Source organism: Longitalea luteola, assembly GCF_017356035.1.
GTDB classification, from domain to species: Bacteria; Bacteroidota; Bacteroidia; order Chitinophagales; family Chitinophagaceae; genus Niastella; species Niastella luteola.
Window position 1 is genome coordinate 132,147 of the sequence record NZ_JAFIQX010000008.1, and the last position, 17,165, is coordinate 149,311.

The following is a 17,165-nucleotide window of genomic DNA, read 5'->3' on the forward strand; positions in this document are numbered from 1 at the left end:
ATCTGTTTAAAAATCCCAGAGCCCCTCAGGCCACTGGTAACTACCTGGCTTAACGGTGATGAATAAACCGGGCTCATTGGTTTGCATCCGCACCACGCCGGGCGCCATTTCTTCTACGGGAAAGAAACGGGTAAACCCGGCCTGGTTGATCAATGCCCAGGCGGTAGCGCCGCCTTCCACGATCAGCTCCTGCACTTTTGTATGTTGCAGCACTTCACGCACCAGACCCGCCATCTTTTCCTTGAACAGGCTTATATCAACGGCGGCATCCAGCCCTGCCTCTTCATGGATGGCCACAATGGCTTTTCCATGCTGTTTCACCAGGGCCACTATTTCATTGGCCCATTTCACATAACTGTAAACGCCGATGTGCACCGAGCGCACCAGGTCGTCGGGCATATAACATACCGGTCCACCGGCCGCTTTAATTTTTTTGATCGCATTGCGGCTATGGGCAAACGTGGTTCCGCATACAAAAAGGGTCACCGGCGCGCTTTCTTTCGGTGGCATTTTACTGTTGCCGGCTTTTTTGCCGGCCAGTACTTTATCCAGTATCGCCGTAAAAAAACCAGAAGCGCCCGCCAACAACGTTCTGTCGTCCATTTTTGCCGCCCAGGTTTGCAGGTCGGCGGTTTGCGTAGCCTCCCCTACAATAATACCGGTTGGTGGCAAAACGGCTTCCGGTTTCTGGATGTGCACCGGGAACTGCTTACATCGCAGCATAGCTGTAATGGCAGAACTGGTAATGGGAAAATCGGGATCGTGCGAAAAGCTGGATTCATGTACCGGCTTTCCCTGGAGGTAATAAATACCGTTATCGATCGTTCTGCCCAGGGCAGGATTGGCCGCTACCAGTACTGCTTTTTCAAAACCGGTGAGCGACAATTGCGCCTGCATTTCTGCCAGCACATGGCCGCGCAACACCGAATCTGTTTTTTTAAAGATCAGCGCAGGTTGCAGGTCCAGCAAGTCCTTCGTATGTTTTTGCATGACCTGCACTGCTTCCGCTTCCGGCAACGACCGGGTGTCGGTAGCAATCACCAGCAGATCAGCTTTGGTTCCTTTATTTACTTCAGTGACCAGCTCCACATTCAGGTGATAGCGCAAGCCAATACCCGCCAGTTCGGCGGCCCCGGTAAAATCATCTGCTATCACCGCTATCATTACGCTGGTTTTTGCTGTTTAACGCGGTGTTTACTTAATTGCACGGCCGCTTCAATGGCCAGCACCATGGCATCGGGGCTGGCAATGCCTTTGCCCGCAATCTCAAAGGCAGTTCCGTGGTCAACCGAGGTACGGATGATGGGTAAACCCATTGTAATGTTCACGCCTTTCACGCTGTCCATCTGCTGCTTTTCTGCATTCCAGTGAAAGCCTGTCAATTTAAAAGGAATATGTCCCTGGTCGTGGTACATGGCCACTACCCCGCCATAGTAACCGGTGGCCGCTTTGGAGAAGAGGGTATCAGCCGGTACAGGACCATCCACATCATAACCCAGCCTACGCGCTTCTTCCACAGCCGGTTTGATCTCACCATCGTCCTCCGTTCCAAACAGACCTGAATCACCTGCATGCGGATTCAATCCGGCTACGCCGATCTTTGTGTTGGTGGCGCCCAGTTGTAAAATGCCGTTGTGTAACAGTTCGATCACCTGGATGATCCTGTCTTTTTTAACCAGGTCGCAGGCTTCCCGCAGGGATACATGGGTTGACACATGGATCACACGCATATTCTGTTCTACCAGTAACATGGCGTACTTTTTGGTACCGGTACAGTGCGCATATATTTCCGTATGACCGGCAAAATGATGCCCGGCCTCGTTGATCGATTTTTTATTGATAGGACCCGTTACCGTAGCGTCTACCTCACCTGCCATCGCCAGTTCAATGACCCGCTTTACGGCATCGAATGAAGCGCCGCCGGCCATGGCAGAGATCTCGCCAAAGACCAGCTTGCTCATATCAACATTCTTCAGATCGAACACATCAACCGTTCCCGGTTTGAATGCGGCGTCTTTCACAGCAGTAACTGCATTCACCGTTGCCGGCAGTTTCAAACGTTTTACAATGTCATTGAACACACTGGCATCACCTACCAGCAATGGCCGGCAAATGGCGTGGATACGGTCATTCAATAATGCTTTAACAGCGATCTCCGGTCCTATACTGGCCGGATCACCCATCGTAATTCCTATAATTGGTTTTTGCATGTTAGTTTATTTTACTGGCCCGGTAACCTGATACGGCTTCCAGGTTATTAAGTACTTTTTGTTCTTCCTCATCAGACAACCGGTGTAATGGCGGCATCATATAGGTATCGCACAAACCTTCTTTCTTCATCAACACCTTCAATGCCCATAAGGATTCGCCAAGCGTTTTCCCGCCCTGGTATACATTACCCAATACATCTGATTGCTTTTGTAATGCGTAGGCTATATCTGCATTACCATTGATGGCAGCGTTGTACAATTCCTCGTACACCCCGGGCGCAAAATTGCCGGTGCTGGGAATGATGCCGTCACCACCCTTCAACAGGGTTTGTGCACTCTGTGCCGCCCATCCGGCAAAATAGCTGAAGTCGCTCCGCAGCGCACACAATTGCAGGGCAGCCAGCAGGCGTTCTTCATTGCGTTCCGAATCCTTCAGTCCAACGATATTGGCATGATGGCTCAGTTCCTCCACTACGTCCAGTGGAATTGACATATGCACCGTCGGCGGAATGTTATAGATCATCAACGGCCCGGGCACATTTTCGGCCAGTTGTTCAAAATAAGCTTTCATCTGACCCGGCGTTAACGGATAGTAGTTGGGCAAGGTAGCCACCACTATATCCACGCCCGCATCAAAACAACGATTGGCAAAGGCGATCGATTCTTCCATGATGTTGGAAGAAATACCGGCATACAATACATCACCTGGCTGTTTCAACCGGGCGGCCGTTTGCAGGTAATCCTGTTTCACTTTCGCGGGAAGCGAAGCTGCTTCGCCGGTAGTACCCAAAATAAAGGGCGCAACATGATGTTTGCGGAAATTGGCCAGCATGCGTTCTACGGCACCCTCGTCTAATGTAAGGCCGGCAGTGAGCGGCGTAACCGCCGGCACCACTACGCCTTTGTATTTCTTATTATGTAACATCGTTAATATGCTGCGTTAAATATTTCAATAGCATCTGCTTCGGTGACGGGCCTTGGATTGTTCTTCAACAATCGCGTGATCTTCATGGCATCGGCCGCTATCTGCGGAATGGCTTCTTTAGGAATGCCTACATCGCGCAAACGCGCGGGGATACCACAATCCCTGATCAGTTCCCGGATCTTTTCAATACCCTTCAATGCGGTTTTCACATCATCAGCCTGCCGCTCACAGCCCAATGCAATGGCCACATCGGCATATCGTTTAGGCGCTGCCACGTAATTGAACTCCATTACATAAGGCAATAACAGGGCATTCGAGAGGCCATGGGCCAGATGGAAAGTACTTCCCAGTGGATACGACAAGGCATGTACACCTGCGGTATTCACAGGACCCAAACAGAATCCACCCAGTAAACTGCCCATCGCTACCTGGGTACGGGCTTCTTCATCATTTCCGTTTTTAACCGCCTGCACAATATGCGCCGCGATCAACCGCATACCCTCAAATGCATACACATCGATCAATGGATGCGCAAACAGATTGGTATAGGCTTCCAGGCAATGCGTCAATGCATCCAGACCGGTTGCTGCGGTAATGGACGAAGGCACGCTCATGGTCAATAACGGATCTACATACACTATATCGGGCACCAGGAAGGGACTAATGATCCCTTTCTTCTGGTTATCGGTCTCATCTACTAAAATAGAGTTGGGCGACACTTCGCTACCAGTGCCGGATGTAGCCGGCAGGCAGATCAGTTTCTTCGGCCTGCGTTTCAGAAAGCCAATGCCTGCAATATCTCTCAATCCCTGCTCATTGCCTACCAGTGCCGCGATCAGCTTTGCCACATCGAGCACACTGCCGCCGCCGATACCTACCACTGCATCGGGATTGAAAACATTTACTTCCTGCATCATTTGCTGTACATCGGCAAAGGATGGTTCCTGCGTTATGCTTGTGTTCACCACTACTTTAACCCCTTTTGCCTCCAGTGTTTTAATGAGTTCATTCAACTGGTCAAGCAGCGGTGCAATCGTCACTATCAATACCCTGCCGGCCGATAAAGCAACTATTTCATCGGGCAACTGCGCCAGGGTTCCTTTACCAAACACCAGCTTGCCAGGGAAGTGTATCTTTAATATCTCTTGCATGATATTTCTACATTCTTTGTTTTCGGTCTTAATTTATGGTACCGGTTACCGGTCTTCGAGTTACAGGTTACAGGTTTCAGGTTACAGGGCTTCAGTTTCAAAACTCCTGATTGCATTGGCGATTTTTCCCTGCAACTTGTAACATGTAACCAGGAACTGCTTTTTTACAAATCGTCATTACCACTTTTCGCACCACTGGAGAATTCTTCGATCGGCTTCACCTCCAGCTTCGACGGATCTACCTTCACATATTTCACGCGTTGTCTGCGCCAGGTGTAAACAATATGCACCATCCCATCGGCAGACTGGATCACAGACGGATAGGAATACTGGCTGATGGGTGAATCTTCCAGCACCAGCGCGGCACTCCATTTTTTGCCATCGGCTGATACCGCTACGTTCAGGGGCGTACGGGCGCCTTTTTTTGCGCCTTTCGGCGTAGCCACATGATTGTACACGATCAAATGACGGCCATCCTTCAGGGTCACCGCATCGGTTCCTGAATTGTTATTGGGCAGTTCGCTCAATGCCATAGGCGACCAGGTCTTGCCGTTATCAGCTGACCATGATTCGGCCACGGCAGCACTTTTACTGCGGCACAATACCTGCAGCTTGCCATCTTTATGCACGAGAATGCTCGGCTGAATAGCATCTATCTTTTTATCAGGATTGATGGGCCCTACCATTCTCCAGGTTTTGCCACCGTCAGATGATACTTCAAAATGTACCGTCCAGCCATTGCCTTCTTTGCTGGAAGGACAAACAATATCACCATTGCTCAACATCACCGGTTTATTCTTTACCGGTCCCAGGAAGCCATCCGGCATGGCCTGTGGTTTACTCCAGGTCAATCCATTATCCGCAGAACGGATCAGGAAAGCCCGCCAGCCGCCTACATTGGGTCCTATTTTATAGAACAATAAAAGTTCACCATTGGGGATCTGGAACAATACCGGATTCCAGCAGGCATAACGCAAAGTATCGTTTATAACGCCATCCGCTACCTGAACCGGTTCTGTCCATTTGTTATTCACCTGGCGGCTCACCCAAATGCCTACATCCGGGTTTCTTTCCTTAGTGCCGCCAAACCAGGCGGTCACCAGGCCCTTCGGTGTTTCAGCAATGGTAGCCGCATGGCTTTCGGGGAACGAGGTCTTATTGAAAATGAATTCGTCGGTAACAATACCGCTTTTCAATTTGTATTTAGAAACGAACGTATACTCACCTGAACCAGCTTCCAACACCGCCTTTTTGCCTTCCATCCGCACAAATCGAATGCCTTCTGCATCTGATACCGGTTTGTTGTTCTCCAGGATGTTATTTACATCATCAGCCGGTATGTACAGTAATGCGGTGGTATTGGCGGGAACGGTTACATTCCAGGTAAACCCGCCGATCTCGTTTTTCCAGGAACTTTTTATGAGGCCATGTACTGAATGGTAAGATGCTTTTACGAATTGCAATCCATCCAGCGGCGTGGGTTTCATGATGATCTTTTTGAAACCTGTGGCGGTATCATCTGATTTAATACCAGCCGCATTTTCATACATCCACACGAGCAGATCACCTAACAGCATCACATGGTTCTGTGAATTCATGCTGGGCTTAGCCGTGTTGCCATTCCACAATTCCCAAATGGTGGTAGCGCCGTTCTTCGCCATATAACCCCACGAAGGATAGGTGGTATCCGAGATCAGGGTATACGCCAGATCGGGCAGATCATAATCGCTGAGGCAACGCATCAGCCATTGAGTACCTATAACGCCCGTACTGATGTGGCCATGATTCTCCCGCCATATTTTGTGTGAGATCTTTTCAAACACAATCTGCTTCAGGCTATCAGGGGTGATATTGAAATACAACGGCAGCAAATTGGCTGTTACCGTATTATTATCGTAGCATTTCTTTTGTTTGTTGTAGAAGCGCTGGTTGAATGCTTCTTTGATGTTCGCAGCCAGCGATGCAAAATTGGTTGCATCTTCCTGTTTGTTCAGGATGCCGGCAAACTTCTGCATGTACCACAACATGCGGAAATAGTAAGCGGTCGCAATGAGCGTACCGTCGGTTTTCCGCAGACTGTCCTTAGCGTGGATCAACTCGGGTGATTCAGGGGGCACACACCAGTCGCCATATTTATCTTTAGAGATAATATAATCCTTCATGAACCTCGTCTGCATATAGGCCAGCCATTTTTTCATAGAGGCATAATGCTTTTCAATTGCCCGCGAGTTCGCATACTGGTTGTACAGCATATCGGCAACAACCAGGTAAGTACCTGGCCAGGTCATGTTATCGCTGTAATAGTTCCAGTAAGCAGGCGCTACATCCGGTATGGAACCTTCTGCTGTTTGTGCTTCTTCAATATCCTGCAGCCATTTGGCATACAGGTTACCGTTGGCAAACAAAAAGCTTTCGCCCAGGGAACCCACAGCATGATCAGCCAGCCAGGGCATGCGCTCATTCCTTTGCGGACAATCAAGCGGCATTCCCTTGTAATTACCGCTTATTCCCCACCAGGCATTTTTATGGATCTGGTTCACTACTTCGTTGGAAGTTTCAAAAGTTCCGGTAGTAGCCAGGTCATCAAAGATCACTTTACCTTCAAAATCGTTTACCGTGGGTGTACCCGGATAACCGGTGATCTCTACATACCTGAATCCATGGTATACAAAACTGGGCTGCCAGGTTTCTACGCCGCCGCCTTTGGCCGTATATATGTCGGTTACTTTTGCATCGCGCAGGTTGGCTACATACAATTCACCGCCGGGCTGGAGGCTTTCAGCAAAACGCAATTTCACCTGCTGGCCACGATCTGCTTTCAGCCGCATGTGCACGCTGCCTACCATATTCTGGCCCATATCCATAATGAATACACCGGGTTTCAACTGGGTGATCTTAACCGGTTTAATGCTTTGCATTATTTTAATGGGCTCATTCATCTGGGCAGTCAAGCGGCCCGCGGGCGCCTGCACTATCTCGGGCTGCTGCCATTTTCTATCATCAAACCCTACATTGTTCCAACCCTGCATTTCCTTGGTAGCGTCGTACTCTTCACCATCGTATTCGTTATTGGTTCGAATGGGGCCGTCAGCAGTCAGTTTCCAGCTGCCATCTGAAACAATCGTTTTCTTTGTTCTGTTGGTATATTCAATTTCCAGTTGCAGCAGTAATTTGGGGAAGCCGAATGTATTGATCTTTTTAGGCTTGTAATTCTGCCGCATGGTAAAGAAACGGCCATTGCCCAACACAGCAGCAATGACATTGTTTCCCTTCTGCAATTGTTCCGTTACATTGTAGGTATTGTACAAAACAGATTTCCTGAAATCGGTGCCTGCAGGCGCCATCACCTGGTCGCCTATCCGCTTTCCATTGATGTACAACTCATATAAACCCAAACCGGAAACATATACCCGGGCTCTTTTTACGGCCTGTGTCTGGGCAAATGATTTGCGGTAATACCGGGCGCTCAGGCGCGAGAACTGGGTCATGCTGTCCCAGGGCATCGCTTTATCCAGACCTATCCATTTTGCTTTCCAGTCAGTGGGCGCCAGGAATCCCATGCTCCAGTGAGCAGGCTCACTCCATTGGGTTTCGCCTTTGTTGGTCCACACTTTCACTTTCCAGTAGCAGGGCATACGGCTGGCCAGCTGCCTGCCTTTGTAATCGATATTAATAGACTGATTGGAATTTACTTTTCCTGAATTCCAGAGATCCCCTTCTCCTCTGGCCAGTTTTTCGGGGGCTGATGCCACCAACACCTGGTAAGCCTGCTGTTGGATGTTACGGGCTTTACCGGCCAGCTGCCAGCTCAACCTTGGCTGCGGCACATCGATCCCCAATGGGTTGTTCAACATTTCACACCGCAGGTGCTGCACGGTGACCTGTGCATTAACGGCAGATGCTGCTGATATGATCAGCAGCATGCCGGTAAAAAATAAGATCCTGTATTTAAGTAATAGCTTCATTTACTTTACTCCTTTCCTGAGAAGTTGAAGAATAAGGTTAATTCCTTTGCACGTGTGGGATCTTTCCAATAGTCAAAGAACATATTCTTTTGTCCCATGGGGCCGGTCTTATCAGCTTTCTGTGATTTGGTCCCAATGGCTGAGATCCCATCCATGAATGACAGATCACCACCTGGAAATTCCGGCGCCGTATTATATGGCGTTACCGAGAACTTCGGTGTGAACAGGCGCAGGAAAATATCCTCGCTGCTGCACACTACTGTCAGCGGTTGACCGGTAGTATTCAGTTTCATCCAATACAGGTTCGAATAATAACCTTTGAACTCGGGATAGATCAGTTTGCCTTCGCCGGTTGATGTATTATTATATTCTTTGTTCCATACATTCAGCGTACCGCCTTTCATCCGGTTCTTCCACACACGATAGGGCCCTTTACCCATCCACTGAATTGACTTCACCGTGTTCTCAGGGAAAGAAAAGTTTACGCCTATCAGGGATGATTCATATTCTTTCGGGAAATACTTCATGTGCATTTTTACCCAGCCTGAAGGATATATTGTCCACTCGAGCGTCTGACCCAGGCTTTTCTTTGCAAACTCGGCGGAGATCACCTGGTTATTGCCATCCTTGCGGGTATTCCATTTTACAAAACCTGAAGATGCGCTATCCACCAATATGGGACCATTGGTTAAAGGAATGATGCCTTTACCATTCTGCACAGTTTGCAGCAAACCGGTTTTGATATGGAAGGAAATGTTTACATCACCGGCGGTAGCAATAAGCAGGGAGTCTTTTTCAGCTACAGTAACGGCGGCGCTGCCTTCCTGCTTAACCATTGTTTGCGCAATAGCGGAAGGCAGTTTTATAGGCCAGCTCCAGGTAAAGATCTCGCGTTGGTGCGCATCCATGGCCGTTACATACAGTACACTGTATTGCTGCCAGTTGGCCGGCAGGTTACAGGTAATGATACCCGTATTACCAGGTGCAATAGCTGGTACGTTCACGGTGCCTGTGGCAGAATCCTTCCCATTCAGCGAAGCCAGTTTGAATGTGAAACGGCATTGATTCAGGTTGGTAAAATGATACCTGTTCTCCACGCGCAACTGTCCGTCAAAAGCGGTTGTAATATCTTTCTTCTCAAAATGCACCGGCGCCCATACTTCCTTGATCGTATAATAGCTGCCTTCCTTTTCGTGGTAAGGCCCTACAATACCATCGGGTGCGTGGCTGCCATCATTATCAATGCTGTCGTTTTTGTCTTTTCTGGCGATACCCTCATCGGCAAATACCCATAGGAAACCACCGGCCGATAATGGGTTGCGCCACATAGATTCCCAGTAATCTTCCAGGCCCGCGCCTAAACCCCCATCATACAGACCATGCAAAAACTCGGTAGGGAAAGATATTTTGTGCCCATGCAGGTGGGTGTTATTGCCATAATCCCAATTGATATAATGCTGGGTATCGAATTCGCGGAATACCTGCCAGGGATGTACCAGCGGCCGGTGTTGTATGTCCAATTCATCGAACAAATGATCGAGTTCATCATTATGACCGCCTTCATTGCCGTTATCCCACAGTACTATGGATGGATGATTTACATCATGTGCGATCATTTCATGCACGAGCTTGGTGCCCACCTCGGTATCGTATGCTTTGTGCCAGCCAGTGAGCTCATCGAGCACCATTAAGCCCAGCGAATCACAGGCATCGAGAAAATGGGCATCGGGCGGATAATGCGACATACGCACGGCGTTCATGTTCATGTCTTTTATCATCAGCACATCGTCAATGCTCATCTTTTCGCTCATGGCCCTACCGGTAGTTGGCCAGAACGAGTGGCGGTTGACGCCTTTGAATTTTACTTTAACGCCATTGAGGTAAATGCCATCTCTTTCCCGCACTTCAACGGTACGGAAACCAAATTTTTCCTGCACGGTATGAACCGGTTTCCCTTTTGCGAGCAGCGTGAATTCAACACGGTAGCGGTTGGGAAACTCCGGCGTCCATAAAGCAGGTGATGATACGGTTGTTTGCAGCGTAGCTACAGAATCACCTGCTTTAAGTTTTGTGGTAAATGCCGATCCTACTCTTTCACCATTCATGTTGAACACTTGTGCACTCACTTCATCGGCGGTAGCTGTTGCCAGTTTCAGTCTGGCTGTAAAGGCGCCGGTTGCTTTTCCATCCACTGCTACATGTGCTATATGTTCTGCAGGAAGTGCCTGTAAGAAAACAGGACGGAAGATGCCTCCCAGGATCCAGAAATCACCGCGGCGTTCTGCGCCATTCACCGATTCATTGGCTGAATGTTTGCTCACGGTCACTTCGAGCAGGTTCTTTTTACCCACTTTCAGCAACTTTGTGATATCATAGGAGAAGCTGTAGAATGCGCCCTGGTGGATTGCTCCGGCCGGTTTACCGTTGATCTTTACCTCGGTATCGGTCATGGAACCTTCGAAAACGATTTTCACTGTTTTGCCCTGCCAGCTGGCGGGCACTGTGAAGTTATATTTATATAAACCCTTCTCTTTGCCACGCACTGAATCTTTATCATGGCCATAGTTGTATTTTCCAAAACCCTGCTGTTCCCAGTTCGAAGGCACCGGAATGGTTGTCCATTTACCGGAGTTGCGGCCTGCAGTACAAAAAAATTGCCAGTTGACGGTTTTGTCGCTGCCGGTGCCTGATAAATACCGGATCTCGGTTTGCTGTGCCTTTGCAACGCTGAACGCTAAAAGCTGAACGCTTAACGCAAATACCAGTACTTTTAATAAATTGCCTTTTTTATTCAATTTCATTTCAATCATGACTTCTATGGGGTTCAATTTCTAATTATGCTCAAGTGCCACACCCCGGAGGTGTGACACACCTGTCATTATAACGTTCCGGTTACCCGTTGTAACTTATCAGCCGAGGCCACTTTCTTTCCGTTCACCCAAACACTCAGCCCCCTGCCTTTTTTATATTTCGATCCGTCCTTATCCCAGATGATGGTAACCAGTTTGCCATGGTAAGCTACATTGTCAAGGCAAAACCAATCCCATTTGTTCCCTGGGATCAATGGGTTTACTTCGATCGTATTATCCTTGCGCGGACGCAAACCCACCAACCCCGTAATGATGAGGTCATTATAGGTAGAGTGATTGTAATAACGGCTGCGCTCCTGGTCACCTTTCAACCAGTAGCCGGTCTTTTCATCGAGGTACTCACCGATGTATGGACGGCCACGATAGTATTGCGACTCCACATACAGTTCCATATGGCGGAAGTACACCGAGTCATTTACTACATTCTGCTTATAGTTATTCATCAGGTTCGCCATGGCCGTCATGGTTTGAGCGGTGGCATAAGGCCATACGGCGCCATCCCACTCACACTGGCAACAGCCATGAGAGCGGAACTCCGGATGTTTTCTTTCTGCCGTGGTGAGGCCGAATGGAGCAAAGAACCCTTTTTCGTCGGTCACCTTTTTCCAGGCAGCTTCATATCCTTCTTCGGGCAAATTGAAATACCAGGGAATAAATCCAATTTCTTCCCGCACATTGGCCAGCGTATCGGCCTGTTTGCGCGTTTCAAAGAAGGTATCCTTTGGATTCCAAAGCAGTTGATGGAATAATCTCTTAGTGCTGTCGGCTTTTGACATATACAGCTCGGCCCTGGCCTTGTTACCAGCCATATTCTGTAATTGGGAAAGCGCCCAGGCATTGCCGTACATATAGCTGTTGATGGTAGGACGCGCATTCTTCTCGCGGCGGCCACCACTGATGGTCTCTTCCATGCCATCTTTAACATCAGCCTGCCAGAAAAGGCCGCTGGGCAGGCGTTTTTCCGCTTCCCAGGCAGCATGGTCCGCTTCCAGGTCGGGCAGCATGTTCATTAACCAGGCGCTGTCTTTATTTACGAGGTAACGGTTATACATAGCATAGATGTTCCAGCTGCTGTAGCCATGTAATTTTTTCATGGGTTTGCCATCGTTACCGCGGTACCATACGTGCAGGTAATCGTTCAGGTATTTATTGTCGTGCAACCAGCGGGCTTCATAGATATGGTGGCCGGTGGCGCTGGCGATGAGATTGTATTTATCGGCATAGCTACGGTTCACCAGGAACTCGGTAAAGATGTAGCCAACCGGTGTTTGTTTAATATGCTTGCGCAGCGTCCACCAGCGGTAATACCACATTTCTTCAAAGTTCTGCTGCGGACATTCAAACAGGGGAATATTCGCTTTCATCCAGTCCCACGATTGTGCATTGGGAATGGCCTGGGCAATATTCTCATCTTCCATCTTATTGAAGTAGTCCACATAGTGGCGGAAATTGTCGGCCTTCAATACCGCACCACCCTTTTTTTTGTTTTTCTGCGCAACGGCGGAACCGGTGAGCAGAATAATGAAAAGTGATAATATTATTGGTTTTCTTATCATTTCTAATTCTTGTTTCAATTCAGGCTTTTCGTTTTTACCGACTTGATATACCACACTGCTTCTTTGGTTTGTGCACCGGCATTAGGCAGGTCGTACATCTGGTCAGTCGGGGTATCGGCATCCGGGAACCGGCGTACATCACCTGTTCTGAATACCAGTCTTTGAACATTTTCCAGCGGCGCAAAGAAGATCTGGTTGCCACTCTGCCTGCCGTTCACAGATACGGTATAAAAACGGGCGCTGGTGTTCAGTGAAATGCTGATCTCGCACGATTCTCCTTTTTTATACTTGCCAATATTCCTGTTCCTGTAGCCTGCCTTTACATAAATATTTCCTGTTGAATCCAATACCAGCCTGATACCTGCATTGCCTTTTGCATCCTGAAACTCTACGTTCAGATTGCCATGATCATCCTGCTGCGGAACAACCGTAAATGTGGCGGTCATTTTTTTAGCCGCGGGCAATACGTGCTCTGCCTTGCCGTAATCGAACGGGTCTTTATCCTTTATGGCTAATGCCTGTGTACCATCGGGTGCTTTCTCAATGGCCACCGGCGCCCACAACGGACTGTAAATATTCCATTCTTTCAATGCACTGGCTGCGGGCAGTTTTGTGAAATCATCATTTACATCTGTTTCCACTTTGTCTTTCACCGGAATGGGAATTTTGCTCACCCAGATATCTTCCTTGTTCATGCTGTATGTTATCCAGCAGTTGCCGTCGGGTGATTTGGCGCCGCCTTCCAGGCCACGAACATATTGCGGTCCATAACTTTTGTAATTTCCGCCATACCGCATGGAAGTGATCTCGCCATTTACCAGCAGCAGATTTTTATAGTTCAGTCCATCATCACTTACCGACAACGCCAACGGCCAGCGGAATTCAGAAGGATTATACACGGTGATGTACTTTCCATCTGAAGTGCGTTGTCCCCATATTTTTGCATTGCTGTTTACGAAATGCGGTGCGCGCACCGGATTGTATAACCAGGTTTTGCCCTTATCCGGACTAATAGAGGTAAGCGCCAGTTTCCAGAGGCCTACCGTTCTGCCATCGGGCAGCTCATAATAACTGAATGCTTTATAGTTTTCGTTCTTCAAAGCGATCAGCGGATCCTTGCGGTCTGCTTCTTCACTCCATTGCTGCAACAGGAGGGTGTTGCTCAACACTTCTTTACAGGCTTCTACAAAACCTTTGTCCTTACTTTTTTCGAAGAACGGATAACTGGTATTCCTGGCATTGAAAGCATGGTTGTAGCGGATGAAATAAATAGGTCCGAAGCTGCCGTCCTTATAGATCTCACGCACCACGCGGCCGATACCATTGCCGTCATTGGGATCATCTTTTGGTCCCAATACGAGGCCGTAATAGGCAAAAGCGAGTAACCGGCCTTTATTGGAAATATAGAAACCCATACGCTGGTGCATTACTGACGTAAGGTCTTTTGCTACGCCATTATAACCTTCCTTGGTGGTTCCATCAGGGATCTTGTATTCAGGAAACACGATCACCGGCGCCGTCCAGGTGTAACCATCTTTCGAGGTTTGCAGCAAAGATTGCCCCGGGGGAATATGCTCCCCTACCGGGTTGCTGAGGTACTCCATGAAAAAGGTATTATTCCAGTACGTAAGCATGGGCGCATGGTTGTACGTCCAGCCAAAACCGGTAGTAGAATCCTTTATATTGCGGTTCGCACGCATCGTCTGAATATTGTGCACGCCAATAGCCAGCGATAGCTGTCCATGGTGATAATCAACATTCGACAGCGTGGTGCCTACATAGCGTACGGTGTCCTGTGCAGCTGATTGCATTCCGCACATCAACAGTGCTCCTAAAACTGGTATCTTGTTCATTCGCATCATCATTGTAATACTTTATGGTCAATGGTGAATGGTCAATGGTGAATGGTCAATGGTGAATGGCTATCTCAATAACTAAATAACTTAAGAACTTATCAACTTTGTTAACTCGGGTTAGTTTGCTCTTAACAAACCCTTCAGCACCTTCCTGTCTGACATAAAAATAGTCCCGTGTTTATGCCCGTGGGGAATTGATACTGCTGCTGAATCGAAATGAATAAAGTCAGTTGTTCTCTTCGCATCGTAACTTTTGTTGCGATACGCATCGTAATAGATCAACCATTCCTTTCCCACTTTAGCCACCGACGGACCTTCGGTAAAATTACCGGTAAAGGGTTGGGATGATTTACCCCAGGGGCCCAACGGATCTGTTCCAAATGCCACTTTTATATTACGTTCAGGACGGGTATTGTCTTTATGCACGAGCACATAATCCTTTGGCGCCCTTTTTACGATCACGGCGTCGATCACACTAAAACCGGGATCGAGGTATAATTTCGAGGGTGCAAAAGTTTTGAAATCTTTTGTCACTGTATAATAGAGGCGGTGGTTATTGTTCTCATCCTCAAGCCCTTTCGGAAAACGGAAGGGAATGGTGGAAGCCCATACAATGATGAACTGGTTGTTGGCATCATCATAGAAGAGCTCCGGCGCCCAAACGTTTACCACGTTCGAGTCGTTTTCCATAACGGGAATAAAGGCGGGTTCCGACCAATGCACCAGGTCTTTCGAATGTGCATAACCAAACCCTTTGTCCTTGTTCCAGCCGCTGGTCCACACGAGATGATATTCGCCATCGGCGCCGCGGGCAATAGAAGGGTCACGCATTACTTTGGAACCTACCGTGGGTTTTAAAAACGTGCGGCCAACATCTTTCCATTTATAGCCATCATGGCTATACAAAAAACGTAACCCCTCGGTCGCAGGCTCGTTGAACGACGTGAACATGTACACCGGTTTTTGGGCAGTGCAGCCTAACAGAAAAATACAAGCTATGTATGTTACTATTCGCATTTTCGTTTAAATTAATCAGTTACCAGTTACCGGTTGCCAGTTACCAGAGGCGACCTCCATTTTTTGTATTCCTGGTAACCGGAAACTGGTAACCGGTAACGCAAACTCAGAACACTGAACTTATCTTTTAGAAATCCAAACAAAGAACCCAGTCGTTTCCCGCTTTCACTTCTCCCGGTGCATCAAATTGTTGAACGCCTTTATTCTCAAATGTGCCTATTGGGGTGTATTTACCATCACGCGGATTGAACCACGACGCTTTTACCTTTTTGCCGGTCAACTTGTCCATATTCACTGAAATGGTGCGGCCGGTATAGGTATAAAACATAGCATAGTTATTTCCGCGGGTCGCAAACAGGCGATCGTATCGCTGGCCCACATCACCGGCGATCAATGACTGATCGGGCACCCGGTCGAAATAGGATCTGGACAACATCAGATTTTTTATATGCACCATCTGCGAAGCGCCCGGCGCCTTCATAGCCTCATACCAATAATTCGTTACGCCGTAGTTACCATCTGTATCATTGGGGCGATGCATTTGCATCACTGCATTGTTGCCATAGGTATAACCACAACCACCCGCAAAAACCGACCAGTACGCATACCGCCTTACGTCGTTATCAGTCCAGCGAACTTCCAGCGAATCATGTAACCCCTGTGGGATCTCTTCGTATGAAGGTTCTCCGTCGAAAGTTGGCCTGGCCGGTTGTTTTGCATAATCCATTTCAACATATTTCCAGTTGTCTTCACCGAAATGCAGGTCGCCCTTGCTGGTGTCCTGGTTATAACGGCGGTGGCCACTCTGGAACATGTTGAAGTGTAACCATGGTTCATTGTGAAACCAGAGAGACGAAGTGGTACGTCCGCGCGGGTGAAAGGTCATCAAATGCGCGGTATCTTTTTCATGCAGGGTTGTACCAAGGGCTTTCCATACGGCGGTGGAATCACTGCCTTTGATATCGCCGCCGTTCAACCATACGATGTTATCCTGTGATCTGTAGCGGTCGGCCAGAAAACCGGCATATTGTTTTGCCTGTTCCACCTTAACCCGGCCTGCCTTTACCTCACTTCCCCAAATGGGCACCATAGCTATATAAATGCCCCGCTCAGCAGCGGCTTTTACAATAAAATCTACATGATCCCAATAGTCGTATTGCGTGGTATCATCCGGATTATTGCCCTCTGTAGTAACAGGCATACTCACATTACCATCTTTCAATGCGGCATCGCCATAAGCGTTCTTCACTTTGGCCTGGTGCAACACCATTACCTGGATCACGTTGAACCCTTTCTGTTTGCGGTCATCCAGGAACTGAATGGCTTCTTCGCGCTTCAGCTTTGAGAACAATAACCACCCGGTATCTCCTAACCAAAAGAAAGGTTTGCCATCTGCCGTCATAAAATACCGGCCATTGGGCGAAACTTTCAATGGTTTCAACGGCTCTGCCGCTGTTTCCGTGTCCGCTGTTTTTTCTACCTGCTGTTGAACGCCGCCGCATGCTGCCAGTGCAGCCAATGCTGCTATTGAAAAGAATTTATACATAGCTGATTCTATACGTATATTTTGTATTTCATTATCACATTATCACATTATCACATTATCAGATTATCA

General features: G+C 48.2%; 10 protein-coding genes. All 10 read right to left on the reverse strand.

The genetic code is table 11. The features are described from left to right. Positions 1 to 6: 6 nt before the first annotated feature. The 10 genes from JUB15_RS19140 to JUB15_RS19185 all read right to left on the reverse strand — a co-directional run bounded on the left by JUB15_RS19140 (position 7) and on the right by JUB15_RS19185 (position 17,096). The gene (locus tag JUB15_RS19140; protein ID WP_207514162.1) at positions 7 to 1,164 is read right to left on the reverse strand and encodes a four-carbon acid sugar kinase family protein; all 1,158 of its coding nucleotides are present in this window, start codon (positions 1,162 to 1,164) and stop codon (positions 7 to 9) included. Beyond that, entirely contained in the window at positions 1,164 to 2,210 is a 1,047-nt protein-coding gene (gene pdxA / locus JUB15_RS19145; RefSeq protein WP_207514164.1) for a 4-hydroxythreonine-4-phosphate dehydrogenase PdxA, read from the reverse strand. Before pdxA ends, JUB15_RS19140 begins: the two co-directional genes overlap by 1 nt. A gap of 1 nt (position 2,211) precedes the next feature. Beyond that, on the reverse strand, positions 2,212 to 3,135 hold the full coding sequence (locus tag JUB15_RS19150; protein WP_207514166.1) for a dihydrodipicolinate synthase family protein: 924 nt from the start codon (positions 3,133 to 3,135) through the stop codon (positions 2,212 to 2,214). Positions 3,136 to 3,137: 2 nt separating this feature from the next. Further along, positions 3,138 to 4,286 carry an iron-containing alcohol dehydrogenase gene (locus tag JUB15_RS19155; protein WP_207514168.1) on the reverse strand — a complete coding sequence of 383 codons (1,149 nt, stop codon included), beginning with the start codon at positions 4,284 to 4,286 and terminating at the stop codon, positions 3,138 to 3,140. Positions 4,287 to 4,450: 164 nt separating this feature from the next. Continuing rightward, a complete protein-coding gene (locus tag JUB15_RS19160; RefSeq protein ID WP_207514170.1) occupies positions 4,451 to 8,251 on the reverse strand; it encodes a family 78 glycoside hydrolase catalytic domain in 3,801 nt (1,266 codons plus the stop codon). A gap of 5 nt (positions 8,252 to 8,256) precedes the next feature. Next, entirely contained in the window at positions 8,257 to 11,052 is a 2,796-nt protein-coding gene (locus JUB15_RS19165; RefSeq protein WP_242696427.1) for a glycoside hydrolase family 2 protein, read from the reverse strand. 77 nt (positions 11,053 to 11,129) lie between these two features. Continuing rightward, positions 11,130 to 12,677, reverse strand: a complete 1,548-nt coding sequence (locus JUB15_RS19170) for an MGH1-like glycoside hydrolase domain-containing protein (protein WP_207514172.1) — start codon at positions 12,675 to 12,677, stop codon at positions 11,130 to 11,132. Positions 12,678 to 12,691: 14 nt separating this feature from the next. After that, positions 12,692 to 14,530: a sialidase/neuraminidase family protein gene (locus JUB15_RS19175; RefSeq protein ID WP_207514173.1), complete on the reverse strand. Its 1,839-nt coding sequence runs from the start codon at positions 14,528 to 14,530 to the stop codon at positions 12,692 to 12,694. Positions 14,531 to 14,650: 120 nt separating this feature from the next. Further along, the gene (locus tag JUB15_RS19180) at positions 14,651 to 15,484 is read right to left on the reverse strand and encodes a glycoside hydrolase family 43 protein (RefSeq protein ID WP_242696428.1); all 834 of its coding nucleotides are present in this window, start codon (positions 15,482 to 15,484) and stop codon (positions 14,651 to 14,653) included. A gap of 193 nt (positions 15,485 to 15,677) precedes the next feature. Further along, positions 15,678 to 17,096 (reverse strand): glycoside hydrolase family 140 protein, encoded by a 1,419-nt coding sequence (locus JUB15_RS19185; RefSeq protein WP_207514175.1) that lies wholly within the window; start codon positions 17,094 to 17,096, stop codon positions 15,678 to 15,680. Positions 17,097 to 17,165 lie beyond the last annotated feature (69 nt).